Here is a 25,280-nt window from a genome sequence, read left to right as displayed (position 1 = left end):
GAATTATGAGTCAATTTTTCTATATTCACCCCGAGAACCCGCAGCCGCGTCTGATCAATCAGGCAGTGGATATTTTGCGTAAAGGCGCCGTTATTGTGTACCCGACCGATTCCGGTTACGCACTGGGCTGTCGTCTGGAAGATAAAAACGCGATGGAGCGCATTTGCCGCATCCGTCAGCTGGACGGTAACCATAACTTCACGCTGGTCTGCCGCGATCTCTCTGAGCTGTCGACCTACGCCTATGTGGATAACACCGCGTTTCGTCTGATCAAAAACAATACGCCGGGCAATTACACTTTCATTCTGAAAGCGACCAAAGAAGTGCCGCGCCGTCTGATGAGTGAAAAACGCAAAACCATCGGTCTGCGCGTACCGTCAAATCCTATCGCACTGGCGTTGCTCGACGTACTCGGCGAACCGCTGATGTCCACGACCCTGATGTTGCCCGGTAATGATTTTGCCGAATCCGACCCTGACGATATCAAGGACAACCTGGGCAAGCTGGTGGATTTGATCATCCACGGCGGCACCATCGGCCAGCAGCCGACCACCGTGGTGGATCTGACCGAATCTGCGCCAGAAGTGGTTCGCGAAGGCGCGGGCGACCCAACGCCTTTCCTTTAATGGTATATAAATTAGCCCGCAGATAGATACAAAAAGAGTGCGATTGTGTATAATGGCGGGCTGACTTTTCATAAGTCATTGTTTTGATGAGTGATGCTGTTTTCGCGACGTGAAGTACTCCCTGTATCGCACAGGAATTCCGCAACAGCCGCTGACTTATTCATAAGTACTGAACTGATACTAATTCTGGCGGGCAGACGATGGGTCACATCGTGCTGCCGGCTCTCCCCGACGCCTGTGAAGGCGACAAATGAGGCTGCTCAATGAGCGAGAAGTATAATTCCCAGAAGCATACAAGCGACAGATCCAAACCGGGCCGTTCGGCCACTGACAAACCTAAAAACGGCAGAAATTCAGGCGCAGCCAAAGGCCGTCCTGAACCAACGCGTGCTGAAAAGCGCGGCGAAAAGCCCCAAACTGATAAGGCGCGTACCGATAAGTCACGTAATGACAAATCACGCACCGATAAAGCCCGTCCTGATTCTGCGCGCAGTGATTCCCGTATCGAAAAACCACGTACGGGTAAAGCCCGCCCGGAAGGCGGTCGCTCAGATCGTAACGATAAAGCCCGCTCAGAAGGCGGTCGCTCAGATCGTAACGATAAAGCCCGTCCAGAAGGCGGTCGCTCGGATCGTAACGGTAAAGCCCGTCCGGAAGGTGGTCGTCCGGATCGTAACGATAAAGCGCGTCCCGACAAAGCCCGCAGCGCCAAGCCAAAACCGGCCTCCGCTGTGTTGAAAAATGACGTTGATGCGCCAGAAGACGACGAGCCGAAATACGAGAAGCCAAAAAACGCCCTCGACAGCACTGAAGGTCAGAGCGAAAAGCTGCAAAAAATCCTGGCCCGTGCGGGCCACGGTTCACGCCGTGAAGTCGAAGCGATGCTGCAGGCTGGCCGTATCAGCGTTGACGGCAAAATTGCTTCTTTAGGTGATCGTGTAGAAATGGTCGCCGGAACGAAAATTCGTCTCGACGGTCACGTTCTGTCAATCATCGAATCGCAAGACACCGTCTGCCGCGTGCTGGCGTACTACAAGCCGGAAGGTGAGTTGTGTACCCGCAGTGATCCAGAAGGCCGTCCGACCGTATTTGACCGTCTGCCAAAAATGCGTGGTTCACGCTGGGTGGCGGTGGGTCGTCTTGACGTCAACACCTCCGGCCTGCTGCTGTTCACTACCGACGGTGAGCTGGCAAACCGCCTGATGCACCCAAGCCGTGAAGTTGAGCGCGAATATGCTGTACGCGTATTCGGCCAGATTGACGACGAGAAAATCAAACAGCTGAGCCGTGGTGTGCAGCTCGAAGACGGCCCTGCCGCCTTCCGCAGCATCAAGTATCAGGGCGGCGAAGGTTTGAACCAGTGGTATAACGTTACGCTGACCGAAGGCCGTAACCGCGAAGTTCGCCGGTTGTGGGAAGCCGTTGGTGTTCAGGTTAGCCGTCTGATCCGTGTTCGTTACGGTGATCTGAATCTGCCTAAAGGCTTGCCTCGCGGCGGCTATAAAGAGCTGGATCTGCCGGAAATTAACTACCTGCGTACGCTGGTAGAGATGAACGAAGAAACCGTCAGCAAGATGCCGGTAGAACGTGACCGTCGTCGTGTGAAAGCCAACCAGATCCGTCGCGCCGTGAAGCGTCATACCCAGGTTGCTCCCGCGCGACGCAGCGGTACGCCGTCAAAGCGTAACGGATAACCTGACCATCATAATGCTGTTAGCGTAGTGCTGTTCTGATAAACCGCGGTCTGTGACTGCGGTTTTTTTTGCCCTGTTTATTATACAGCAGCCAGGAAGATAATGCGGATGGAAACGACATGAGATTATATCTGGTTCGACATGGTCAGACTGAGGCCAATGTGGATGGCGTATTTTGTGGCAGTAGTGATGTGGCGCTGACATCACACGGTGTGATTCAGACGCAGCATGTGGCGCAACAGCTGGTTTCCATACCGCTCGACGCCATCATTCACACCGATCTCATCCGCAGCCGCATGACGGCAGAAGCCATAGCGGCAGGGCGTGACACCGCGTTGCAGGTTCAGCCGCTGTTGCGGGAGATGTGTTTTGGCGAGTGGGAGTTGCGTCACCACCGTGACCTGCTTGCCTCTGATGCACCGGGCTACGATTTATGGTGTCAGGACTGGCAGGCGGCACAGGTACCGCAGGGGGAGTCGTTTGCGGCATTCACCCAGCGTATCCGCCAGGCTATGCGTCAGCTCTATCTGATGCCGCCGGAGAGCCGTCTGGCCATCGTCGCCCATGAGGGCTCGCTAAGCCTGATGCTGGCGATGATGCTGAAACTGGCGCCTGCCGATATGTGGCGTTTCCCGTTTAAACAGGGTTGCGTCACTGAGATTGAACTCACTAACGGCTCCTGTGTGATTCAGCGTCTCAATGACAGCGGCACTCTGTGAATGACTGAAGTTAACATGAACGTGCAGGGCGCCGGTTTACCAATCGATGCCCTGTTGCGCCATAATACCAGCGTCAAAAGCATGTTTGACCGGACGCAGTTCGCTTACAGTATCGGCCAGTTCGAGCAAATCACGGTGGCAGCCACGGCCGGTAATAATGACGGTCTGGTGGGCAGGACGCGCTTTTAATGCGTTTATCACTTCGGCCAAATCCAGATAGCCGAAACTGACCATGTACGTCAGTTCATCAAGCACCACCAGATCCAGCGAAGTATCGGCCAGCATACGCTTTCCGTGTTGCCAGACGCTCTGACAGGCCGTCGTATCGGTCTCTTTGTTCTGCGTCTCCCAGGTAAAGCCGGTTGCCATCACCTGAAACTCTACGCCGTGCGGCTCCAGCAGATTTTTCTCACCGTTCGGCCATTCGCCTTTGATGAACTGGATAACACCTGCGCGCTGACCGTGACCCACGGCGCGGGTAACTGTCCCAAATGCCGCCGTGGTTTTACCTTTTCCGTTGCCAGTGAAAACGATCAAGATCCCGCGGCGTTCCTGCGCCGCTTCAATGCGCGCATCGACCTGCTCTTTAAGCCGCTGCTGGCGCTGTTTATGGCGATCATTACTGCTGTTTTCTTCGGTCATTATCTGGCCTTATTCCGCCGGTCCGGCTTTGCGGCCGGGCTGGGCATCAAAGCTGGTGCCGGTTTTACGGCGGCTGTCATCGCCCATTAAATAGAGGTACAGCGGCATGATATCGGCCGGTGCTTTAAGCTTTTCGCTTTTCTCATCGGGGAATGCAGATGCCCGCATACTCGTGCGTGTTCCGCCCGGATTGATGCAGTTAACGCGCAAGTTGGTGTGTTTATATTCTTCGGCCAGCACCTGCATCATGCCCTCGGTCGCGAATTTTGACACGGCATAAGCCCCCCAGCCGCTGCGGCCTTCGCGACCTACGCTTGAAGTAGTAAAGACCAGTGAAGAGCTTGGGGATTTTAGCAACAGAGGCAACAACGCCTGCGTCAGCATGAAGGTCGCGTTGACGTTAACCTGCATCACGTTGTTCCAGTCTTCAAGCTTGATTTCCGCCATCGGAGTAATTTCACTGAGCAGACCTGCATTATGCAACACGCCGTCCAGATGCGGCACCCACCGTGCAATCTGTTCTGCCACATGCTGGCAGTCGTGCTGGCTTGCGGTGAGTAAATCCAGAGTATAAATATCCGCCGGATGGTAGCCGCGCTGGGCAATCTCTTCCTGTACTTTCGCCAGTTTGCTTTCGGTGCGGCCCAGTAAAATCAACTTTGCGCCAAAACGCGCATAAGTCAGCGCGGCTTCACGACCGATGCCGTCACCCGCGCCGGTGACCAGAATAATACGGTGGTTAAGAAGATCGGATTTTGGATGATAATGCACGGGATTTCCTTTTACCTGATTCGAAATGTGGCGCCATTTTGCGTCACACGTCGGAACAAAACGCCCCTGCGGGAACACTAGGGTCTGCAACCGAGGGCGCTTTGGCTAAAGTTTCGTCATCACACGGATGAATACTGGGTTATATGCCTGAAATAAACCTTTGTTTCAACGATTAACCCATCGTTTACGGATTCTTTTGTAACAAAAATGGAACATCGCTGCATCCCTTTTTGCCTGTCATCAGAGGGAAGGGCAAGGAATCACGGCGATAATCTTCTGGCCGCCGACACATTCCGGCAAGACGTTCTGACGCCAATTGTCTAGAATAAGCAGCATCTTATTACCACAGTGTAAAAGGCGGTATGTGTGGATTTATTATCTCTTTATGGTCTGTTTCTGGCCAAAGTTGTCACCGTGGTTATCGCCATCGGGGCGTTAGTGATTCTGGTTGTTGGGCTCAGACAGCGTAAATCGCAGGGAAAAGGTGAACTTCATCTGGTGGACCTGGGGGAACAGTACCGCGAAATGCAGCGAGAAATGCGCACTGCACGCCTTAACCCAAGCGAACAAAAGCTAAGTAATAAAGCCTTTAAAAAGCAGGAAAAGGCGGAAGCGAAACAGAAAAAATCTCAGGCCAAAACCGGCGTGACCAAAAGTAAACCCTGCCTGTATGTACTGGACTTCAAAGGCAGCATGGATGCCCATGAAGTCACGTCGCTGCGCGAAGAGATCTCGGCCGTACTGGCGGTAGCAACACCGGAAGATGAAGTGCTGCTGCGTCTGGAAAGCCCCGGCGGCGTGGTGCACGGCTATGGCCTGGCATCTTCACAGCTGGCACGTTTGCGACAGGGGGGGATTCGTCTGACCGTCGCGGTGGACAAAGTCGCCGCCAGTGGCGGCTACATGATGGCATGCGTGGCAGACCGGATTGTGGCGGCACCGTTTGCCATCATCGGGTCGATCGGCGTTGTTGCGCAGATCCCTAACTTCAGTCGTTTACTGAAAAAGAACGACATTGATGTTGAATTGCATACTGCCGGAGAGTTCAAACGCACCCTGACGTTGTTCGGTGAAAATACTGAGGAAGGGCGCGAGAAATTCCGCGAAGACCTCAACGAAACCCACGTGCTGTTTAAAGAGTTTGTGCATCAACACCGGCCTTCGCTGGACATCGACAGCGTTGCTACCGGTGAGCACTGGTTTGGCACTCAGGCGCGGGAAAAAGGGCTGATTGATGCCATCGGCACCAGTGATGATTTATTAATTGCTGAGATGAAAAACCATGAAGTGATTGCAGTGCGTTATAGCCGCCGTAAACGCATGATGGATAGGTTTACCGGCAGTGCGGCAGAAAGTGCAGACCGACTGTTTCTGCGCTGGTTGCAACGTAGCCAAAAACCCTTGCTCTGAAAACTGCTCTATAAATGAAAAAAGGGACAATTGTCCTGAGGGATCCCCAGAAATATCATCAGTAGACCATGATGATGTCTCGGTAAGCCCTCGCCATTTCTTCATAAATACTGTCGGGGTTCATCCCCGACAGTATTCCCGGTGATTGTTGTATAACGTTTTTACTCAGTGTCAGATACGACAACACCCTTCTCGATTTAATACTGTTCGCCTGAAACCAACAATTTACCCCTTTCTTTTCAAGGTAATAACCTGTCATCCACATAACGATACTGTAGAGCGTTGCAACCAGGCACAGTACCGAAATCCGCTTTTCTCCCCGGCTTTTACTTGCCCGCAGTCCCAGACCATAACGCTCACTTTTTTCATCCCGGAAGTTCTGTTCTATTTGCATTCGACGACTGTAAGCCTTGATTATTTCCCGTGGTTTATAACCCATCAGACGGGTAAAAATTAGCCACGGTTCCTGTGCATTCTTACGATACATCTTGTTCGTTTTGGGGTAACACTGGTTGCCTTTTCTGCCCGTCGCTCGCTTATGCACTGTATAAAAATGCCCCAGACAATCCCGGCTAGTGTTACGTGCCAGGCGGCCAAAGCCCAGATAGGTTGGCTTTGTTGTTGAAGCAATATCCCGTGCCATCTGCCACTCTTCGCCACCGGTTATCTGAAAATATAGGCTTCCCCTTACGCGTCCGACAAAATGCCAGCCCAGAGAACGAATATGATGGAACCAGCTGCTGCGAAATCCGCCATCTGTCACGATGATGACCTGTTTATCATTGCCGATAGCGGCAGCCATCTGCTCAAGAAAGTCGTTCTGAACGGTGGAGTTGTTCTGAAAGCGGGAGGAAATAACTTTACTCATCAGCGGGATGGCTCTGCCATCACATAGCAGGCTTGCCCGCAGCACACTGAGTTCCGCTGACGGATAACCACTCCAGTCAACTGCAATGACACAAAATGGAAGACTGTGAGTCAGGCGGGAAACCAGTTGCTGATAAATAGCAGGAATATCCTTAAACATCAAATCGTTGTTGAGATGCGTATCGACACGCTTGATCTTGTGTTTAACGCGCGCTGTTCCGGGCAGAAATCTGCCGATACTGGTGAGGGAAAGAGAAGCGCCGCGAGTCAATGCAACGGTCATATCTAGCAGAGTGTTTTTGCGATACTGATGTATCGAACGGAGGGACTGACTAAAGAATCTGTGGCAAAGTTGAGAAGCAGGCATAGAGGGGAGATCTTACTTTTTGGTGGAACACTAAGTAGATCACAACCTTCTATGCCTGTCTTTATTTATGGGGAGCCCTCAGGACAATTGTCCCTTTTTTATTGCCCCTGAATCGGGGGTAACGCTTCTTTTATTATCCCGGAATAGCCGGCTAAAAACACTTAATCAGCCAGATGGTATTTTTCTGAAAAGAGATGTGCCAAATGTTTAAACATATTAAACACCGCAGTGGTTTTCAGCGTTGGCAGTCCGTTGTCATCGAGAAAAAATTCCCCGCGAAAAACCAGCACATTTCCTTTCTGTTCAACCCCGGTGGCGACCATTCCATGCAGATAATCGCCATGTTCGCGAATGACTTTATTCGCTTCGGTCAGTAAAGCTTCACGACTAATTGCCGATGTATTTCCGTGCATGTTATTTACTCCCAACTATAATTGCTGGCGATATTGTAATCCCGCCATGGATAAAACCGCAAATCCGCTAAGGTTAAACAAAATCTTAATTGTGTGTATTTTGACCGCATTGGCGAAAAGAAGAATTACGTGCTAATTAAGTTGCGTGGCGATTTTTATCAGGTAGAGTGTGGGATTTTGTGGCTTCAGGTGGAATGTTTTGTTTACGCATGGTCACTTATTGTCATCCTGAAATGTATTACAGTGTTTGAGTTTGCCCGCTAAACTCGCGCAAAATCAGTTAATTGTGCTTCTGGAAGTCAGTTTGAGTGTCGATTTTAAAAAAAGTGTTGACCTCCTGACTCACTGCCGCAATATAAAAAAAGACGTTACATTGTGCCGCGGCATAACAAGTTAAAATCTTCTTCAGCAGAAGAATAAATTAGGTAAAAGGTAATTATGGGCAAAGCTCTCGTAATAGTTGAGTCCCCGGCAAAAGCCAAAACGATTAATAAGTATTTAGGAAATGACTACGTGGTTAAGTCCAGCGTCGGTCATATCCGCGATTTGCCTACTAGTGGTTCTGCCAGCAAAAAAGCCGCCACCTCACCTGAAGAAAAAACAAAGAAAAAAGTAAAAAAGGATGAGAAAACGGCACTGGTTAACCGCATGGGTGTTGACCCCTATCACGGTTGGGAAGCGCAATACGAAATACTGCCGGGTAAAGAGAAAGTCGTCGCTGAGTTAAAAGCCTTAGCCGAAAAAGCCGACCACATCTATCTCGCAACCGACCTTGACCGCGAAGGAGAGGCGATAGCCTGGCATTTGCGGGAAGTGATCGGGGGTGATGAAAAACGCTTCAGCCGCGTGGTGTTTAACGAAATCACCAAGAACGCGATTCAGAACGCGTTCAAGCAACCTGGCGAACTGAATATTGATCGTGTAAATGCCCAGCAGGCGCGTCGCTTTATGGACCGCGTGGTGGGTTACATGGTATCCCCGCTGTTGTGGAAGAAAATTGCCCGCGGCTTGTCCGCTGGTCGTGTTCAGTCCGTGGCAGTGCGTCTGGTGGTTGAGCGCGAAAAAGAGATTAAAGCGTTTGTGCCCGAAGAGTACTGGGAGCTGCATGCCGATTTGCTGGCGCACAAAGATACCGCGCTGCAAATGGAAGTGACGCACCACCTCGAAAAACCGTTCAAACCGGTCAATAAAGAACAAACCCATGCTGCCGTGTCGTTGCTTGAAAAAGCGCGCTACACCGTGGTGGATCGCGAAGACAAACCGACCAGCAGCAAGCCGGGTGCACCTTTTATTACTTCCACATTGCAGCAGGCGGCCAGTACGCGTCTGAGCTTTGGTGTGAAGAAAACCATGATGATGGCGCAGCGTCTGTACGAAGCCGGTCATATCACCTACATGCGTACCGACTCCACCAACTTGAGCCAGGATGCCGTGGAAATGGTCCGTGGCTACATCGGTGAAAACTTCGGTGACAAATATCTGCCGAAAGCGCCGTTGCAGTACAGCAACAAAGAAAATTCTCAGGAAGCGCACGAAGCGATTCGTCCTTCTGACGTGGCTGTCGTTTCCGAACAACTGAAAGACATGGAAGCCGACGCGCAGCGTCTGTACCAGCTTATTTGGCGCCAATTTGTGGCCTGCCAGATGACACCAGCGCAGTACGATTCCACCACGCTGACGGTAAAAGCAGCCGATTACTCGCTGCGCGCCAAAGGCCGCACCTTACGTTTCGACGGCTGGACCAAGGTCATGCCAGCGCTGCGTAAAGGCGATGAAGATCGCGTGTTGCCGGTGATTGAAGTCGGTACTGAATTGAAACTGCAACAGTTACTGCCTACCCAGCACTTTACCAAACCGCCAGCGCGTTTCAGCGAAGCGTCGCTGGTTAAAGAACTGGAAAAACGCGGCATCGGCCGTCCGTCCACTTATGCGTCGATCATTTCGACTATTCAGGACCGCGGCTATGTTCACGTGGAAAACCGTCGCTTTTACGCCGAGAAGATGGGTGAGATCGTCACCGACCGTCTGGAAGATAATTTCCGCGAACTGATGAACTACGATTTTACCGCCCGTATGGAAGATGGCCTCGATCAGGTCGCTAACAACAAGGCGGAGTGGAAAGCCGTGCTGGATGAGTTCTTCACGGAATTCAGCAAGCAGTTGGAAACGGCCGAGAAAGATCCTGAAGAGGGCGGTATGCGCCCAAATCAGATGGTCCTGACCAGCATTGAGTGCCCGACGTGCGGCCGCCCGATGGGTATCCGTACCGCCAGCACCGGCGTGTTCCTCGGTTGCTCCGGTTATGCGTTGCCGCCAAAAGAGCGCTGCAAAACCACCATCAACCTGATTGCTGACGCCGAAGTGCTCAATATTCTGGAAGGTGATGAAGCAGAAGCTAATGCGCTGCGAGCCAAACGCCGCTGTGGCAAATGTGGCACCGCGATGGACAGCTATCTAATCGACAACCAGCGTAAGTTGCACGTCTGCGGTAATAACCCGGAGTGTGATGGCTACGAAATCGAGCAGGGCGAATTCCGCATCAAAGGCTATGACGGCCCGATTGTTGAGTGCGAAAAATGTGGTTCTGAAATGCACCTGAAAATGGGCCGTTTCGGTAAGTACATGGGGTGTACCAACGACGAGTGTAAGAATACCCGTAAGATTTTACGCAACGGCGATGTCGCGCCACCGAAAGAAGATCCGGTGCCGTTACCTGAGTTACCGTGCGAAAAATCAGATGCATACTTTGTTTTGCGTGATGGCGCAGCGGGCGTCTTCCTGGCAGCCAATACTTTCCCTAAATCGCGCGAAACCCGTGCACCGTTAGTGGAAGAACTAGCCCGCTTTAAAGACCGCCTGCCGGAAAAACTCAGCTATCTGGCTGATGCACCGCCAGCCGACCCTGAAGGTAATAAATCGATGGTTCGCTTTAGTCGTAAGACTAAGCAGCAGTATGTCTCTTCGGAGAAAGACGGCAAAGCCACCGGCTGGTCAGCGTTCTACGTTGATGGCAAATGGGTCGAAGGCAAAAAGTAACCAGACTGTTTTACGCAGACGGTATACCTCTAAAAACCAGCTCATCGGGCTGGTTTTTTTATTGCAATAAGATCTATTATCGCTGCGTTATAAGCATTTTGGTACTTAAGCTATTTTTATTCTCTATTCACGTCGTCAGCAGGCCATCAACCGACTATACAATGTGTCAATAATTGATATAATTGTTATATAAAATCTCTTTTTATGCTTTTAAATTATTACCGAGCACTCTGTAAGGCGTTCCGGGCAGGGATGTTAATTGGCATAAAGGAGAAAAAGACAATCTATTTCCAGACCTTTCAGCCGCTTGGCGAACAGGGATGGCTGACAGGGTTTGAAACTAGGATGGTATGAGATATGAAATTACAGCAACTGCGCTACATCGTAGAGGTTGTTAATCACAATCTGAACGTCTCCTCGACGGCAGAAGGCCTGTATACCTCGCAACCGGGCATCAGTAAGCAAGTCCGAATGCTGGAAGACGAACTGGGAATCCAGATTTTTGCGCGCAGCGGCAAGCACCTGACTCAGGTAACACCCGCCGGGCTGGAAATCATCCGCATCGCCCGTGAAGTGCTGTCGAAAGTAGACGCCATTAAAGCGGTTGCCGGTGAGCATACTTACCCGGACAAAGGTTCGCTCTACGTGGCGACCACCCATACGCAAGCGCGTTATGCGCTTCCAAACGTCATCAAAGGCTTCATAGAGCGTTATCCGCGTGTTTCCCTGCACATGCATCAGGGATCGCCTACGCAAATCGCTGAGGCGGTTTCAAAGGGCAATGCGGACTTCGCCATCGCCACCGAAGCGCTGCACCTCTATGACGACCTCATCATGCTGCCGTGTTATCACTGGAACCGCGCCGTTGTGGTTCAGCCCGATCACCCGCTGGCGGGCAAAGATAAAGTGACGATTGAAGAGCTGGCGGCCTATCCGATTGTCACTTATACCTTCGGCTTTACCGGCCGTTCTGAGCTGGATACCGCCTTCAACCGTGCCGGTCTGACGCCACGCATTGTGTTTACCGCGACCGATGCAGACGTCATCAAAACCTACGTTCGTCTCGGTCTGGGTGTTGGCGTTATCGCCAGCATGGCGGTTGATCCGGTGCAGGATCCTGATCTGGTCACGGTGGACGCCCGTGATATCTTCACCTACAGCACTACCAAGATTGGTTTTCGCCGCAGCACGTTCCTGAGAAGTTACATGTATGACTTTATTCAGCGTTTTGCGCCGCACCTGACGCGTGACGTGGTGGATACCGCCGTTGCACTGCGTTCAAATGAAGATATCGAAGCGATGTTTAAAGACATCAAACTGCCGGTGAAGTAGCAGACTCTACCCGTGCAACAGTGAAATCCCGATCGGCCTTAACGGCGGTCGGGATTTTTTTTGCGTTGCCCGCCACCTTCCTCAACAAAGATTCAACCTGATGAACACTTCGTGTTGTTATCAAAATGTTACTCATATTTTGTGTTATGTTTGTATAAGCACTTATAAGCCAGCGGGTTATTCGGCAAGAAATCTGTGAACGTCGATAAACATAACCAGCGCTGCGCTGAGCATTATTAAGCCAATGTTATTTACCTTAAATCATTCAAGTTGCATTAAGGCGGCAACGGAGTGAAGCCCCGGAAGCTTACTGTTGTAAGTGAGAGGGTGAATGAAGGCAGCCAACGCAAAGGCAGCTTGAAGGATGACAGGTAAAAAAGGAGAAGCTATGTCGTCCGATCTTCGAAAGATTAGTCAGGATAAGCTGGCAGCCCTCGATAAGGAATATCACTACTACAGCCTGCCCAAAGCGGCGCAAACGCTGGGTGACATTCAACGTCTGCCTAAATCCCTCAAAGTCCTGCTCGAAAACCTGCTGCGCAACATTGACGGTGACACTGTCACTGAAGACGACCTGCGTGCGCTGGTCGAGTGGCAGAAAACCGGCCATGCCGATCGCGAAATTGCCTACCGACCTGCCCGCGTTCTGATGCAGGATTTCACCGGCGTACCGGCGGTGGTTGACCTCGCCGCGATGCGTCAGGCGGTGAAGCGTCTGGGGGGTAACGTCGAGCAGGTTAACCCGCTGACCCCCGTCGATCTGGTCATTGACCACTCGGTCACCGTCGATGAATACGGTGACGACCAGGCTTTTGACGAGAACGTCCGTCTGGAAATGGAGCGTAATCATGAGCGCTATATTTTCCTGCGCTGGGGGCAAAAAGCCTTTAACCGGTTCCGCGTGGTGCCGCCCGGCACCGGGATTTGCCATCAGGTTAACCTTGAATATCTCGGGCAGACGGTATGGCATGAAGAGATTGATGGCAAAACTGTCGCCTATCCTGACACCTTAGTCGGTACCGATTCGCATACCACCATGATTAACGGCCTTGGCATTCTGGGCTGGGGCGTGGGCGGCATTGAAGCCGAAGCGGCCATGCTCGGTCAGCCGGTATCGATGCTGATCCCCGACGTGGTGGGTTTTAAACTGACCGGGAAACTGGGCGAGGGTATTACTGCTACCGATCTGGTCCTGACAGTGACACAGATGCTGCGTAAACATGGTGTAGTGGGCAAGTTCGTCGAATTTTATGGTGACGGTCTGGCCGACTTACCGCTCGCTGACCGCGCAACTATCGCCAATATGTCTCCGGAATTTGGTGCCACCTGCGGCTTCTTCCCGGTGGATGAAGTCACACTCAGTTATATGAAACTCAGCGGGCGCAGCGACGAGCAAATCGCGCTGGTGGAAGCTTACAGCCGCGCACAGGGGCTGTGGCGTCATGAGGGCGACGAGCCGGTCTTTACCAGTTCGCTTGAACTGAACATGGCACTGGTGGAATCCAGTCTGGCCGGGCCAAAACGTCCGCAGGACCGCGTGGCGCTGCCAAACGTACCGAAAGCCTTTAACGCCGCTACGGAACTTGAAATTGGCAATGCGAAAGGCAAACAGACGCAGTCAGAAAGTTTCACGCTAAATGGTCAGCATCTGCAACTGACCACCGGCGCGGTGGTCATTGCCGCGATCACCTCTTGTACTAACACCTCTAACCCGAGCGTACTGATGGCGGCCGGTCTGCTGGCCAAGAATGCCGCAGAGAAAGGGCTGACCAGTAAACCCTGGGTGAAGACCTCGCTGGCACCGGGCTCTAAAGTAGTGACCGAGTATCTCAACGCCGCCGGGCTGATGCCGTATCTGGAAAAGTTGGGCTTTAACCTGGTAGGTTACGGCTGTACGACCTGCATCGGTAACTCCGGCCCGCTGGCGGACCCTATCGAAGCCGCGATCAAAGAGGGTGACCTGACTGTCGGGGCGGTGCTTTCGGGGAACCGTAACTTCGAAGGACGTATTCATCCGCTGATCAAAACCAACTGGCTGGCTTCGCCGCCGCTGGTGGTGGCCTACGCGCTGGCCGGTAACATGAAAGTGGACCTGACGCACGACCCGCTCGGGGAAGATAAAAACGGCAATCCGGTTTACCTGAAAGATATCTGGCCGACGTCGAACGAGATTGCCAAAGCCGTTGAACAGGTCAAAACCGACATGTTCCATCGGGAGTATGCCGAAGTCTTCAACGGTGATGCTAACTGGCAGACCATCAAGGTCGATGGTACGCCGACTTACACCTGGCAGGAAGACTCCACCTACATCCGCCATCCGCCGTTCTTCAGCGACATGAAAGTTGAGCCCGATGCCGTTGAGGACATCAAAGATGCCCGCATTCTGGCGATACTGGCCGATTCCGTGACCACCGACCACATCTCTCCGGCAGGGAACATTAAAGCCGACAGCCCGGCCGGGCGTTATCTGACGCAGCACGGTGTCGAGCCGAAGTCCTTTAACTCCTATGGTTCGCGTCGTGGTAATCATGAAGTGATGATGCGCGGTACTTTCGCCAATATTCGTATTCGAAATGAAATGGTGCCGGGCGTCGAAGGGGGCTTTACCCGCCATATTCCGTCTCAGGAACCGTTGGCCATTTACGACGCGGCGATGCGTTATCAGCACGAGAGTGTGCCGACGGCGGTGATTGCCGGTAAAGAGTACGGTTCAGGTTCCAGCCGTGACTGGGCGGCGAAAGGGCCGCGTCTGCTGGGCGTACGGGTAGTGATTGCCGAATCGTTCGAGCGAATTCACCGTTCGAATCTGATCGGAATGGGCATCCTGCCGCTGGAGTTCCCGCAGGGCGTGACGCGTAAAACGCTGAAACTGACCGGTGATGAAACCATCAGCGTCAGCGGTATGCAGACGCTAAAACCGGGCCAGACGGTGCCTGTTCACATTACTTTTGCTGACGGACATACCGAAATCGTCAATGCCCGCAGCCGTATCGATACCGGTAATGAACTGACGTACTTCGAAAACGGCGGCATTCTGCACTATGTGATCCGCAAAATGCTGTGATCCGCAAAATGCCGTGACAGATGCAATGAAGACATAAAAAAAGGCACCCTTATCGGTGCCTTTCGTCGTTATCGGGAAACGTTACTGGTCGAGCATATGGCCCATCTTGGCAGCTTTGGTTGCCAAATAGCGCTCATTTTTCGGGTTCTTGCCGACGATAAGCGGAACGCGTTCGACAATATTAATCCCGGCTTCGGTGAGGATCTCGACTTTCTTCGGATTGTTAGTTAACAGCCGTACCGCAGGCACACCCAGCAGCTTAAACATATCAGCACACAGGGTGAAGTCGCGCTCATCGGCGGCGAAACCCAGCTGGTGGTTGGCTTCGACGGTGTCATAGCCCTTGTCCTGCAATGCGTAGGCGCGGATTTTATTCAGCAGACCGATATTGCGGCCTTCCTGACGGTGATACATCAGGATCCCACGGCCCTCTTCAGCAATGTGATTGAGCGCCGCTTCCAGCTGGAAACCGCAGTCACAACGCAGGCTGAATAACGCATCACCTGTCAGGCACTCGGAATGCACACGCGCAAGGACCGGCGTCTCGCCAGTGATATCACCGAAAACTAAAGCCAGATGATCGTGACCTGTTGCCAGTTCTTCAAAACCCACCATCAGGAAATCACCCCATGGTGTGGGCAGTTTTGCTTCTGCCACTCGTTTCAGCTGCATTTTATGCTCCAAATACTCTTCATCTGTGTTTATTAACGTTCAGTATTTTATTCGTTGTTGCGCATCCTACGTCCAGATGCCCGGATTGACCAGCAGAAATCCCGAGGTGATACGAGTTTGCAACAGGCTGATGATTATTCTGCCACAAATCAGGCGGGCGCTTAGCGGGAATATTTGAACAATTACGTCATAACTTATGAATTATAACATCTGTAAAAATAAGAGTTTGTTATGGGATGTTAAGGGTTAATAAGGTTGCTACACTTCGACTCTTTGGCTGTGTAAGGATGCCTATGTATCACATTGTCAGGCGTGTCATTTTGGGCACCGTCATTCTGCTGGCTATGCCCGCTATCGTCTGGACCAGTGGCTGGCTGTGGACTCCTGGACTGAATCCGTCAATCTTGCGACCGTTATTTTGGGTCACTGAAACGGTCAGCGAGCCCTGGGGAATTCTCACGACAATCATTCTGTGCGCCTGGTTTTTGTGGTGCCTGCGGTTTCGTCTCAAAGCGGCGGCAGTGCTGGTGGTCATTCTGGCGGCCTCCATTGTGGTGGGCCAGTACGTGAAAGATGTTATCAAAGGGGAAGTCAAAGAGCCGCGGCCTTATGTGGCCTGGCTGGGGACTTCTCATCAAATGGATGTGATTCAGTTCTACGCAATGAAAGGCAAGGAGCGGGGCAAAGAGGTGAAAGCGCTGTTGGGCGATGATGCCGACCTGCCACATTGGCTGAAGAAAAGCTGGCAGAACGACACCGGCTATGCCTTCCCGTCTGGGCACACGATGTTTGCGGCCACCTGGGCGCTGCTGGCGCTGGGCATCTTGTGGCCACGCCGCCACTTTAAAACCGTCATTTTCATGATGAGCTGGGCGGTGATCGTCATGGGCAGCCGTCTGATGCTCGGGATGCACTGGCCGCGTGATTTAATGGCATCGGTAGGGATTAGCGCCATACTGGTGATGCTCTCCTGCTGGCTGACCGAGCGCTTCATTGGTCCGCTGACGCCGCCACCGGCAGAAAAGCGCGAAATTGCAGCGCGTGAGACACAAGAGACCAAATAGTTGCACTGACAACCGGGACAGATGCCCTTTTAAATGAAGGCCATCATCCCCATATCTTCTACGCTGGCCTATCAGATTGGGCTTTGACGGTGAATTTAAATAGGCTTCGTGGCGTATTTGTCCGAACTTTCTGTGAAGTGCGTTTTATCCGTTCTGAGCATTTCCATGCTTTGTGTGGAAATGCTAACTTATTAGGTCAGGACGTGAGTTTTTGGCATAATTCATCCGGTACACCCGGCATTACAGGAATGAATGTGAAATATTTGCTAATTTTTTTGCTCGTGCTGGTCGTTGTGGTCATCTCCATTACCCTCGGCGCCCATAACGATCAGGTAGTTACCTTCAATTATTTGCTAGCGCAGGGCGATTATCGTGTTTCCACGCTGCTTGCTGTGCTGTTCGCCACCGGCTTTGTGCTGGGCTGGGTCATTTGTGGTTTGTTCTATTTGCGCGTCCGCCTTTCGCTTGGACGTGCTCAGCGTAAAATTAAGCGCCTGGAACAACAGATCGCACCCGTACCGGTGGTGGTTACCCCCGTCGCGCCTTCCGCTGTTAGCAAGGAATAATCCTTTATGTTAGAGCTGCTGTTTCTGTTGTTGCCCGTTGCGGCCGCCTATGGCTGGTACATGGGGCGCAGAAGTTCTCAGCAGGATAAACAGGAAAACGCCAACCGCCTGTCGCGTGAATACGTGGCGGGCGTTAACTTTTTGCTGTCAAACCAGCAGGATAAAGCCGTCGATCTGTTCCTCGAAATGCTTAAAGAGGACAGCAGCACCGTCGAGGCTCACCTGACGCTGGGCAATCTGTTCCGTTCCCGTGGTGAAGTTGACCGTGCCATCCGTATTCATCAGTCACTGATGGAGAGCGCCTCGCTGACCTTTGAGCAGCGTCTGTTGGCCGTTCAGCAATTGGGTCGTGACTACATGGCCGCCGGCCTGTATGACCGCGCCGAAGATATGTTTAATCAGCTAGTGAAAGAGCAGGATTACCAACTATTTGCCCTTGAACAACTGCTTGTTATTCATCAGGCAACCAGCGACTGGCAGAACGCGATTGATGTCGCCGAACGTCTGGTGAAACTGGGTAAAGACAATCGCCGTAAAGAGATCGCCCATTTTTGGTGTGAGCTGGCACTGCAGGCGATGGCCTCTGATGATCTGGATAAAGCCACCGGCTTGTTGAAGAAAGCCGCGTCGGCCGACAAACTCTGCGCCCGTGTTTCCATTATGCAGGGCCGTATCCTGATGGCGCAGGGCGAATACGGCAAAGCAGCCGATGTGTTGAAACGCGTGCTTGAACAAGACAAAGAAGTGGTCAGCGAAACCTTGCCGATGCTGCAAGATTGTTATCAGCATCTCGGCGAACCGCAGGCCTGGAGTGAATTTCTCAAACGCTGTGTGGATGAAAATACCGGTGCCAGCTCCGAGCTGATGTTGGCTGAAATTATTCAGGCGGCCGAAGGTCGCGAAGTGGCACAGGTCTATATGAACCGCCAGTTACAGCGCCATCCCACCATGCGCGTATTCCATCACCTGATGGACTACCATCTGGCGGATGCGGAAGAAGGACGTGCGAAAGAGAGTCTGATGCTGTTACGCGACATGGTTGGCGAGCAGATCCGTACCAAACCGCGTTACCGTTGCCATAAGTGCGGCTTTACTGCGCACTCCCTTTACTGGCATTGTCCGTCCTGCCGGGCGTGGGCGACGGTCAAACCTATCCGCGGCCTCGATGGCCAGTGATCTTCCTCTTCATCCTTCGGGTTGTCTCTGTGTTGGCTGCCTTTAGTCATTCGGCCGTCCCTATGTCTCACCCCAGTCACTGATATAAATCAGCGCCTGGGGATTCGTTCGGTTGCCGCCTTGATACAATCCGGATGCTTTTGAGGATCCTTTGACAATAAAAGGATCGGGAAAGCAGAAACTACTTCTTCTTACTGATCGTTTTACGCACAGAAAGCAGCAGCGTGCGCAGCTTTTTAATCTCTTTCTGGGTCAGGGCTTCTTCGATAATTTCGTTGGTGTGTTGATTGTCGATATCGTGTTCAGTGGCTTTGGCGCTTTTCTTCCCTTTATGAGTAAAACTTTGCTCAAGACGGGCACCGGCTTCGGCGCTTAATGAATGGCCGGCTTCAGCCGCAGCGGCACGGATCTGTTCTTTTAATTCGACAGGGATCTTGATGGTCAGGGTCGTTATCTCGCTCATTTTGCTCTATTTCCTTCAGCCTAAAACTCCAACCTATGCCACGATTATGACGCCGTCCAGAGCTTCATAAAAAATTCACAAAAATGTAACATTACGCGCGACTGGGATTTACGGCAGATGACAGGTAAAATGCGGGCGGCAGAAAATGCCGTGCTGCTATCTTCCCTGAATACTGACAAGAGGTTGACGAAATGAAGTCTGAAAATATCATCCATAACAATGACTTGAACTCATCACCGATTGTTGTCGCCCTCGACTACGCCGATAAATCTGCCGCACTGGCGTTTGCCGACCGCATCGACCCGCGCGATTGCCGTCTGAAAGTCGGCAAAGAGATGTTTACCCACTTCGGCCCGCAAATTGTCAAAGATCTGCAGTCGCGCGGTTTTGAGGTCTTTCTGGATCTGAAATTCCACGATATCCCCAACACCACCGCCCACGCCGTTGCCGCTGCCGCCGATCTGGGCGTATGGATGGTCAACGTGCATGCCAGCGGCGGGGCACGCATGATGGTGGCGGCTAAAGAGGCGCTGAGCCCCTTCGGTGCCGATGCCCCGTTACTGATTGCCGTTACCGTGCTGACCAGCATGGAAGGCAGCGATCTGGCCGATTTAGGCATTCAGCTTTCACCGGCTGACTACGCCGAACGTCTGGCGCGCCTGACCCGCGACTGCGGCCTGGATGGGGTTGTCTGTTCCGCACAGGAATCCACGCGTTTTAAAACGGCACTCGGGAAGGATTTCAAACTGGTCACGCCGGGGATCCGCCCGGCAGGCAGCAAAGCCGATGACCAGCGCCGCGTGATGACGCCGCAGGAAGCACTGGCCGCCGGTGTGGATTACATGGTCATTGGCCGTCCTATTACCCAGTCAGCCGATCCCGCACAAACCCTGCGTGATATCCACGCGTCTCTGCGTTTAGGCGAAATAAAATGAAAAATGACAGCAACAGCCGCCTGGTTTACTCCACCGATTCAGGCCGGATTGATGAGCCGAAAGCCAAAGCTGAACGTCCGAAAGGCGATGGCGTTGTGCGTATTCAGCGTCAGACCAGCGGACGAAAAGGCAAGGGCGTATGCCTGATTTCCGGGCTGGACCTCGATGACGCGGCACTCGACAAACTGGCTGCAGAGCTTAAAAAGAAGTGTGGATGCGGCGGTTCGGTCAAAGAGGGGGTGATTGAAATTCAGGGCGACAAGCGTGATTTACTCAAACAGCTTTTAGAAGAGAAAAGTTTTAAGGTGAAGCTGGCTGGAGGGTGATCCTTCCGGCCCACTTGTAGCCTGAAGCATTCGGACCTGAAACGTTCTGTTCTTAAAAATAAGTAAAAAAATGCTGCTTTCTCATCGAAGCAGCATTTTTTAATAACCGGTTTGTCGTCTCAGAGGATGACAAATAAAAAGAAGACCTGAAAGTTGTGCCAATAACCTGTTTTTAGTTGTTAACCTTTATTCTATTTACTGTCTTTCAGTCTCTATTTGCTTACCTGATGCCCGACAATCCCACCGACTGCCGCGCCGCCTAATGTACCCAGCGTGCTGCCATCAGTCAGAACTGCGCCACCCAAAGCACCGGCACCCGCACCAATCGCGGTATTACGGTCGCGTTTAGACCAGTTTCCACAGGCAGTGACAGACATCGCGAGAGTCAGAATCAATGCAACACTGGCAATACGTTTCGATGTACAACTTGAAAATGACATCATGGTAATTCTCCTTAAGAACGATTAGCTCTCATACCCACGTATAAGTATAGGTAACAACCGTTAATTCACCTTTATTCCGGGCGCAACATCCACCCGGTGGAATAAAAGTAGTGAAATTCTCATTCATTCACTAGGTGAATAGTCTTAATTCACTTTTATGGGCGCGCTTTATAGCACAAAAGCCTCATGCGGCTATCTTCCCGCTGAAGTATCCACCGCTTCATCCGGCAAACTTACGGTTGCAGCAGAACCTTACGTACTCTTTAGCCATTTGCCCCATACCTGCCAGACGGTTCCAACCAGAGAATAAGAGAAACTATAGCCATTCAGGGATCTCTTATGCTCAGGCAACTTAAAGAACAGGTTCTGCACGCCAATCTGGCGCTGCCAAAACACCATCTGGTGACATTTACCTGGGGGAACGTCAGTGCCGTTGACCGCCAGCAGGGGCTGATGGTGATCAAACCTTCCGGTGTGGAATACGAACATATGCAGCTCGATGACATGGTGGTCGTCGAACTTGAAACCGGGAACGTGGTGGAGGGCAGAAAAAAACCCTCGTCTGATACCGATACCCATCGCGTGCTGTACCTCAATTTCCCTGACGCAGGCGGTATTGTGCATACCCATTCGCGCCATGCCACTGTGTGGGCACAGGCGGGGAAAGACATTCCGGCGTGGGGGACAACGCACGCTGACTACTTCTATGGCAACATTCCCTGCACACGAAAAATGACGGACGCAGAAATCGCCGGGCGATATGAGTGGGAAACCGGAGAGGTCATTGTCAAAACTTTTGCCGAGCGGCAGCTGTCAGCCCGCGACGTGCCTGCGGTACTGGTGCACTCTCACGGTCCTTTTGCCTGGGGAAAAGATGCGGAAACGGCAGTGCATAACGCGGTAGTGCTGGAGGAAGTGGCTTACATGGGGATCTTCTCCCGCCAGCTGACGCCGGATCTTGCCGATATGCAGCCACAGTTACTGGATAAACATTTCCTGCGCAAACACGGTAAAAATGCTTACTACGGCCAGTAATTTTGCCGTAGTAAAGATCATTGGCTCACGGCGTTGACGGTGATCCCCGCATTGACCAGCTGTGTGTGAAAAGTTTGTGCCAACTGGTCGTCGGTTATCACGCGCGATACCGCACTGACCGGGCCTAGCGGATGACCGGTGATCTGGCCGAATTTACTGGAGTCGGTAAGTACAACGTTTTCCACGCCTTTCGCCATCACGGCGTTGATGATATCCGCGCGCAGCATATCGCGGCCGGTGAACCCGGTCTCTGCGGTAAACCCGTCAATACCGATAAACGCCTTGCTGAAATTGACCTGTTGCAGGCACAGGCGGGTCAGCGGGCCAACCAGCGTCTGGCTGGCTTTCTGGTACATGCCGCCCAATAAAATCACATCACACGGCATACTTTTAAGCAACGTGGCGACATAGCTGCTGACGGTAACCACCGTCAGGTTCTTTTTGTCGCTGAGATACTGGGCTAGCAAGGCCACGCTGCTGCCACTTTCGAAAAACACCGTTTCCCCATCATGAATCAGCGAGGCGGCAAACTTTGCTAACTGCTGCTTACGGCCGAAATTGGACATCATTCGTTGGTCGACGTCATCCGTGTTTACCGCCACGGCGAAACCGTGCACGCGGCGTAAATAGTTACGCTGCTCCAACAGAGTGAGGTCATGACGGATGGTCACTTCTGAAACCTGACACACCTGCGCCAGCTCATTTACGCTGATGCGCTGCTTGTCGTTGACCCATTGCAAAATGATCTGCTGTCTGTCGTTCATGATTATCCGAAACTGCGGGCAACAAAGGTTGCCCGTGATGTTAGAAAAGTTAGAGCGAGTGCTCGGTGCGGGCGATGATATCATCCTGCGCTTCCGGCGATAAGGCCGTAAAGAAGGCGGAATACCCGGCTACGCGCGCAACGAGGTCGCGGTAGTTCTGAAGCGTCTTCTGTTTCAATCCGCCCGACGATGTATTCCGGGAAAATCGGCGCGGCGCGCGCTCGTTACAGACAGGCGGTTTGACGATATGGATCAGAACCTCTTTGTGTGCCTTGATGCAATCAGAGAGTTTTTCCAGTGTTAACTGAGTCATTATCGTTATCCTCTTAGCAGGGCAGTCAGCCCCTTTTCGGTAGCGTAGTCTTGCGCAAACGTCAGCAAATCGGACCACTCAGCGGCTGGCGAGGTGCCAGATAGGGTTGGTCAAGCAGGTCATACTTATTAATACCCAGCGTGTGAGAGGGCAGAAAATGAATTTCCTGACAGCCGGTTTCACCTGCTGCAATGTCAACGATGGCCTGAACCGAAGCGCGGTCAGGCAATTAAACGGTTCTTCATCAACGTGCTTCACCGGGGCCGTCATGGGTTGAATAACGCTGTATATTGAAGATCATGGGCTGCTCCTGGGATTAAACAACCACCATATTTTACTTTCGTAATAAAATGGATTTCATTCGAAACTATTTTTGTTGACGATCAACAAAAGTACCGCCTTAAGCGGTAAACTCTTCGATACTTTGCATTCGCTCACAGGTTTCAAGGAGAGAGTTATGGAGTTGTATCTCGACACCGCTGATGTCAGCGCAGTAAAACGTCTGTCGCGCATTCTGCCGTTGCAGGGTGTAACGACCAATCCGAGTATCGTGGCTAAAGAGCGCAAATCGCTGTGGGAAGTGCTGCCCGCACTACGTGATGCACTTGGCGGTACGGGTAAGCTCTTTGCGCAGGTGATGGCGGCGGACGCCGAACAGATGGTGGCCGAAGCGGTCCTGCTGAGCCAGCGTGTGCCGGGTCTGGTGGTCAAAGTGCCGGTGACGGCAGAAGGGCTGGCCGCGATAAAAAAACTGAAGCTGATGAATATCCCGACGCTAGGTACGGCGGTATACGGCGCAGGTCAGGGCCTGCTTTCGGCGCTGGCGGGGGCAGAATACGTGGCGCCTTACGTCAACCGATTAGACGCACAGGGCGGTGATGGCATTGCGATGGTAACGGAACTGCAAACGCTGCTGCGCTTGCACGCAACGGGTTCAAAAGTGCTGGCCGCCAGTTTCCGCACGCCGCGTCAGGCCGTCGATTGCCTGCTGGCGGGGTGTCAGTCCATCACGTTACCGGTCGATGTGGCTGAACAGTTCCTGGGCACCCCGGCCGTGAGTGCCGCCGTGGCGCAGTTTGACCAGGACTGGGAGCAGGCGTTTGGTACCCGCTCACTGAACTAGTATTCTCAATACTGCCTTCAACATCTTCATAAGCCCGCGCAGGTTGCCTGTCGCGGGTTTTTTTATGCCCGCATGAGCTTAATCAAAACTGATGATCTATAAAATAGAAACATCGTTTCATTTTTATGTGTTGGATCACTTTCATACAGCAAGCAAATAGATACCTTAGCGTCCACTGAGTTTGTTTATCAGAGAACTTCAGCACTCATGCCAACCTGGAACGGCACTTTACGTAGTCATTATTCAACATAACAACAGCCTCCAGAGCCTGATTCACGGTCTCTGAGAGCGAACATAATGATCAGGTGGACATAAGATGCATATCAAACGTGCGATAGAAAAAATCCCCGGTGGGATGATGTTGGTACCGTTATTTATCGGGGCGATTTGCCACACTTTTGCGCCGGATTCAGGCAAGTATTTTGGCTCATTCACCAACGGACTGATCTCCGGCACGGTACCAATTTTAGCCGTGTGGTTCTTCTGCATGGGTGCCTCGATCAAACTCAGCGCTACCGGAACTGTGTTACGTAAATCCGGCACGCTGGTGGTCACCAAAATCGCCGTGGCCTGGGTAGTGGCGGCACTGGCATCACATTTCATTCCGGAAAACGGTGTCGAATTTGGCTTCTTCGCCGGGCTGTCAACGCTGGCGCTGGTGGCCTCAATGGACATGACCAACGGCGGTCTGTATGCCTCCATCATGCAGCAATACGGCACGAAGGAAGAAGCGGGGGCGTTTGTGCTGATGTCGCTTGAATCCGGCCCATTGATGACCATGATTATCCTTGGCACCGCCGGCATTGCCTCCTTTGAACCTCACGTTTTCATTGGTGCCGTCTTGCCTTTCCTGGTGGGTTTTGCCCTTGGTAACTTTGACCCAGAATTGCGCGAATTCTTCGGCAAAGCCGTACAGACCCTGATCCCGTTCTTCGCCTTTGCGCTGGGTAATACCATCAATCTGGCCGTGATTGCACAAACAGGTTTGCTCGGCATTGCACTCGGCGTTGCAGTGATCATCGTGACGGGTATTCCGCTGATGCTGGCCGATAAATTTATCGGTGGCGGAGACGGAACCGCCGGTATCGCGGCCTCCAGCTCTGCTGGTGCCGCAGTTGCCACACCGGTACTCATCGCCGAAATGGTCCCGCAGTTTAAGGCCGCCGCACCGGCCGCCACCGCGCTGGTCGCCACGTCCGTGATTGTTACCTCAATACTGGTACCGATCATTACCGCGATGTGGGCGCGGAGGGCCCGCAATAAAGCGATTAGCGGGAAGGTCACCATGGATGACCAGATGGCGCGAATTAAGTAGGTTCGGGCTACAGGCAGCCGGTTTGCCTTTGAATTCAAATTCAAATTCAACTTCAAGGTCGTGGGCGCCGGCCCACACCGGGGTAAGGGGATTTAAACGAATCCCCTTACCAATCCCGCGTTTTATTCACTCTGTTGCTGCGCA

23 protein-coding genes and 2 pseudogenes are annotated in these 25,280 nt (G+C 52.4%); 15 read left to right on the top strand and 10 right to left on the bottom strand.

All coding sequences use genetic code 11. The features are described 5' to 3' along the window. Window positions 1–5 precede the first annotated feature (5 nt). The 3 genes from ACZRKO_RS07720 (at window position 6) to ACZRKO_RS07710 (ending at window position 3,039) form a co-directional block, all read left to right on the top strand. Window positions 6–626, top strand: a complete 621-nt coding sequence (locus tag ACZRKO_RS07720; RefSeq protein WP_463736626.1) for an L-threonylcarbamoyladenylate synthase — start codon at window positions 6–8, stop codon at window positions 624–626. An 827-nt stretch (window positions 627–1,453) separates the two neighbouring features. Next, window positions 1,454–2,320, top strand: coding sequence for a 23S rRNA pseudouridine(2605) synthase RluB (gene rluB, locus ACZRKO_RS07715; protein WP_463737504.1), 867 nt, complete (start codon window positions 1,454–1,456; stop codon window positions 2,318–2,320). 119 nt (window positions 2,321–2,439) lie between these two features. Next, window positions 2,440–3,039 carry a histidine phosphatase family protein gene (locus ACZRKO_RS07710; protein ID WP_463736625.1) on the top strand — a complete coding sequence of 200 codons (600 nt, stop codon included), beginning with the start codon at window positions 2,440–2,442 and terminating at the stop codon, window positions 3,037–3,039. Window positions 3,040–3,075: 36 nt separating this feature from the next. On the opposite strand, the gene cobO is transcribed toward ACZRKO_RS07710, so the two are convergent. Then, window positions 3,076–3,681 (bottom strand): cob(I)yrinic acid a,c-diamide adenosyltransferase, encoded by a 606-nt coding sequence (gene cobO / locus ACZRKO_RS07705; RefSeq protein ID WP_463736624.1) that lies wholly within the window; start codon window positions 3,679–3,681, stop codon window positions 3,076–3,078. A 9-nt stretch (window positions 3,682–3,690) separates the two neighbouring features. Continuing rightward, window positions 3,691–4,452, bottom strand: coding sequence for a YciK family oxidoreductase (locus ACZRKO_RS07700; RefSeq protein ID WP_463736623.1), 762 nt, complete (start codon window positions 4,450–4,452; stop codon window positions 3,691–3,693). 366 nt (window positions 4,453–4,818) lie between these two features. On the opposite strand from ACZRKO_RS07700, the gene sohB reads away from it, so the two are divergent. After that, complete coding sequence (sohB, locus tag ACZRKO_RS07695; RefSeq protein ID WP_463736622.1) at window positions 4,819–5,862, top strand: protease SohB; 1,044 nt, start codon at window positions 4,819–4,821, stop codon at window positions 5,860–5,862. Between the two features lie 58 nt (window positions 5,863–5,920). Here sohB and ACZRKO_RS07690 read toward each other — a convergent pair whose 3' ends face one another. After that, the gene (locus tag ACZRKO_RS07690; protein WP_463736621.1) at window positions 5,921–7,096 is read right to left on the bottom strand and encodes an IS4 family transposase; all 1,176 of its coding nucleotides are present in this window, start codon (window positions 7,094–7,096) and stop codon (window positions 5,921–5,923) included. 161 nt (window positions 7,097–7,257) lie between these two features. Then, window positions 7,258–7,509, bottom strand: a complete 252-nt coding sequence (locus tag ACZRKO_RS07685; RefSeq protein ID WP_463736620.1) for a YciN family protein — start codon at window positions 7,507–7,509, stop codon at window positions 7,258–7,260. A gap of 438 nt (window positions 7,510–7,947) precedes the next feature. Here ACZRKO_RS07685 and topA point away from each other — a divergent pair, with 438 nt between their 5' ends. From topA to acnA, 3 genes are all read left to right on the top strand, one after another. Then, window positions 7,948–10,545 (top strand): type I DNA topoisomerase, encoded by a 2,598-nt coding sequence (gene topA / locus ACZRKO_RS07680; RefSeq protein ID WP_463736619.1) that lies wholly within the window; start codon window positions 7,948–7,950, stop codon window positions 10,543–10,545. Between the two features lie 357 nt (window positions 10,546–10,902). Then, on the top strand, window positions 10,903–11,877 hold the full coding sequence (cysB, locus tag ACZRKO_RS07675) for an HTH-type transcriptional regulator CysB (protein ID WP_463736618.1): 975 nt from the start codon (window positions 10,903–10,905) through the stop codon (window positions 11,875–11,877). Window positions 11,878–12,265: 388 nt separating this feature from the next. Beyond that, a complete protein-coding gene (gene acnA, locus ACZRKO_RS07670) occupies window positions 12,266–14,941 on the top strand; it encodes an aconitate hydratase AcnA (RefSeq protein WP_463736617.1) in 2,676 nt (891 codons plus the stop codon). Between the two features lie 81 nt (window positions 14,942–15,022). Here acnA and ribA read toward each other — a convergent pair whose 3' ends face one another. Beyond that, complete coding sequence (gene ribA / locus ACZRKO_RS07665) at window positions 15,023–15,613, bottom strand: GTP cyclohydrolase II (RefSeq protein ID WP_463736616.1); 591 nt, start codon at window positions 15,611–15,613, stop codon at window positions 15,023–15,025. A 293-nt stretch (window positions 15,614–15,906) separates the two neighbouring features. Here ribA and pgpB point away from each other — a divergent pair, with 293 nt between their 5' ends. The 3 genes from pgpB to lapB all read left to right on the top strand — a co-directional run bounded on the left by pgpB (window position 15,907) and on the right by lapB (window position 18,419). After that, window positions 15,907–16,677 carry a phosphatidylglycerophosphatase B gene (gene pgpB / locus ACZRKO_RS07660; RefSeq protein WP_463736615.1) on the top strand — a complete coding sequence of 257 codons (771 nt, stop codon included), beginning with the start codon at window positions 15,907–15,909 and terminating at the stop codon, window positions 16,675–16,677. A gap of 254 nt (window positions 16,678–16,931) precedes the next feature. Continuing rightward, on the top strand, window positions 16,932–17,243 hold the full coding sequence (locus tag ACZRKO_RS07655) for a LapA family protein (RefSeq protein WP_463737503.1): 312 nt from the start codon (window positions 16,932–16,934) through the stop codon (window positions 17,241–17,243). Between the two features lie 6 nt (window positions 17,244–17,249). Then, complete coding sequence (lapB, locus tag ACZRKO_RS07650; protein WP_463736614.1) at window positions 17,250–18,419, top strand: lipopolysaccharide assembly protein LapB; 1,170 nt, start codon at window positions 17,250–17,252, stop codon at window positions 18,417–18,419. A gap of 181 nt (window positions 18,420–18,600) precedes the next feature. Here the strand turns inward: lapB and ACZRKO_RS07645 are convergent, their stop codons facing one another. Further along, window positions 18,601–18,882, bottom strand: coding sequence for an Arc family DNA-binding protein (locus ACZRKO_RS07645; RefSeq protein ID WP_463736613.1), 282 nt, complete (start codon window positions 18,880–18,882; stop codon window positions 18,601–18,603). A 191-nt stretch (window positions 18,883–19,073) separates the two neighbouring features. On the opposite strand from ACZRKO_RS07645, the gene pyrF reads away from it, so the two are divergent. Further along, on the top strand, window positions 19,074–19,817 hold the full coding sequence (gene pyrF, locus ACZRKO_RS07640) for an orotidine-5'-phosphate decarboxylase (protein ID WP_463736612.1): 744 nt from the start codon (window positions 19,074–19,076) through the stop codon (window positions 19,815–19,817). Next, window positions 19,814–20,143: a stress response translation initiation inhibitor YciH gene (gene yciH / locus ACZRKO_RS07635; RefSeq protein WP_463736611.1), complete on the top strand. Its 330-nt coding sequence runs from the start codon at window positions 19,814–19,816 to the stop codon at window positions 20,141–20,143. Before pyrF ends, yciH begins: the two co-directional genes overlap by 4 nt. Before the next feature lie 212 nt (window positions 20,144–20,355). Here yciH and osmB read toward each other — a convergent pair whose 3' ends face one another. Then, entirely contained in the window at window positions 20,356–20,583 is a 228-nt protein-coding gene (gene osmB / locus ACZRKO_RS07630; RefSeq protein ID WP_463737502.1) for an osmotically-inducible lipoprotein OsmB, read from the bottom strand. 342 nt (window positions 20,584–20,925) lie between these two features. On the opposite strand from osmB, the gene araD reads away from it, so the two are divergent. Then, complete coding sequence (gene araD / locus ACZRKO_RS07625) at window positions 20,926–21,621, top strand: L-ribulose-5-phosphate 4-epimerase (RefSeq protein WP_463736610.1); 696 nt, start codon at window positions 20,926–20,928, stop codon at window positions 21,619–21,621. 17 nt (window positions 21,622–21,638) lie between these two features. Here the strand turns inward: araD and ACZRKO_RS07620 are convergent, their stop codons facing one another. From ACZRKO_RS07620 to ACZRKO_RS07610, 3 genes and pseudogenes are all read right to left on the bottom strand, one after another. Next, a complete protein-coding gene (locus ACZRKO_RS07620) occupies window positions 21,639–22,385 on the bottom strand; it encodes a DeoR family transcriptional regulator (protein WP_463736609.1) in 747 nt (248 codons plus the stop codon). Between the two features lie 49 nt (window positions 22,386–22,434). Continuing rightward, window positions 22,435–22,545 (bottom strand): annotated as a pseudogene (locus ACZRKO_RS07615) (hypothetical protein); the annotation flags it as partial. A gap of 158 nt (window positions 22,546–22,703) precedes the next feature. Continuing rightward, window positions 22,704–22,921 (bottom strand): annotated as a pseudogene (locus tag ACZRKO_RS07610) (glycyl-radical enzyme activating protein); the annotation flags it as partial. A 234-nt stretch (window positions 22,922–23,155) separates the two neighbouring features. Between ACZRKO_RS07610 and fsa the strand changes: the two are divergent. Both fsa and kdgT read left to right on the top strand, forming a co-directional pair. After that, window positions 23,156–23,821 (top strand): fructose-6-phosphate aldolase, encoded by a 666-nt coding sequence (gene fsa, locus ACZRKO_RS07605; RefSeq protein ID WP_463736608.1) that lies wholly within the window; start codon window positions 23,156–23,158, stop codon window positions 23,819–23,821. A 316-nt stretch (window positions 23,822–24,137) separates the two neighbouring features. Continuing rightward, complete coding sequence (gene kdgT / locus ACZRKO_RS07600; protein ID WP_463736607.1) at window positions 24,138–25,136, top strand: 2-keto-3-deoxygluconate transporter; 999 nt, start codon at window positions 24,138–24,140, stop codon at window positions 25,134–25,136. Window positions 25,137–25,280: the final 144 nt, after the last annotated feature.

The sequence above is a fragment of the Ewingella sp. C233 genome (genome assembly GCF_055407225.1).
This window is presented reverse-complemented; position numbering and strand designations above follow the sequence as displayed.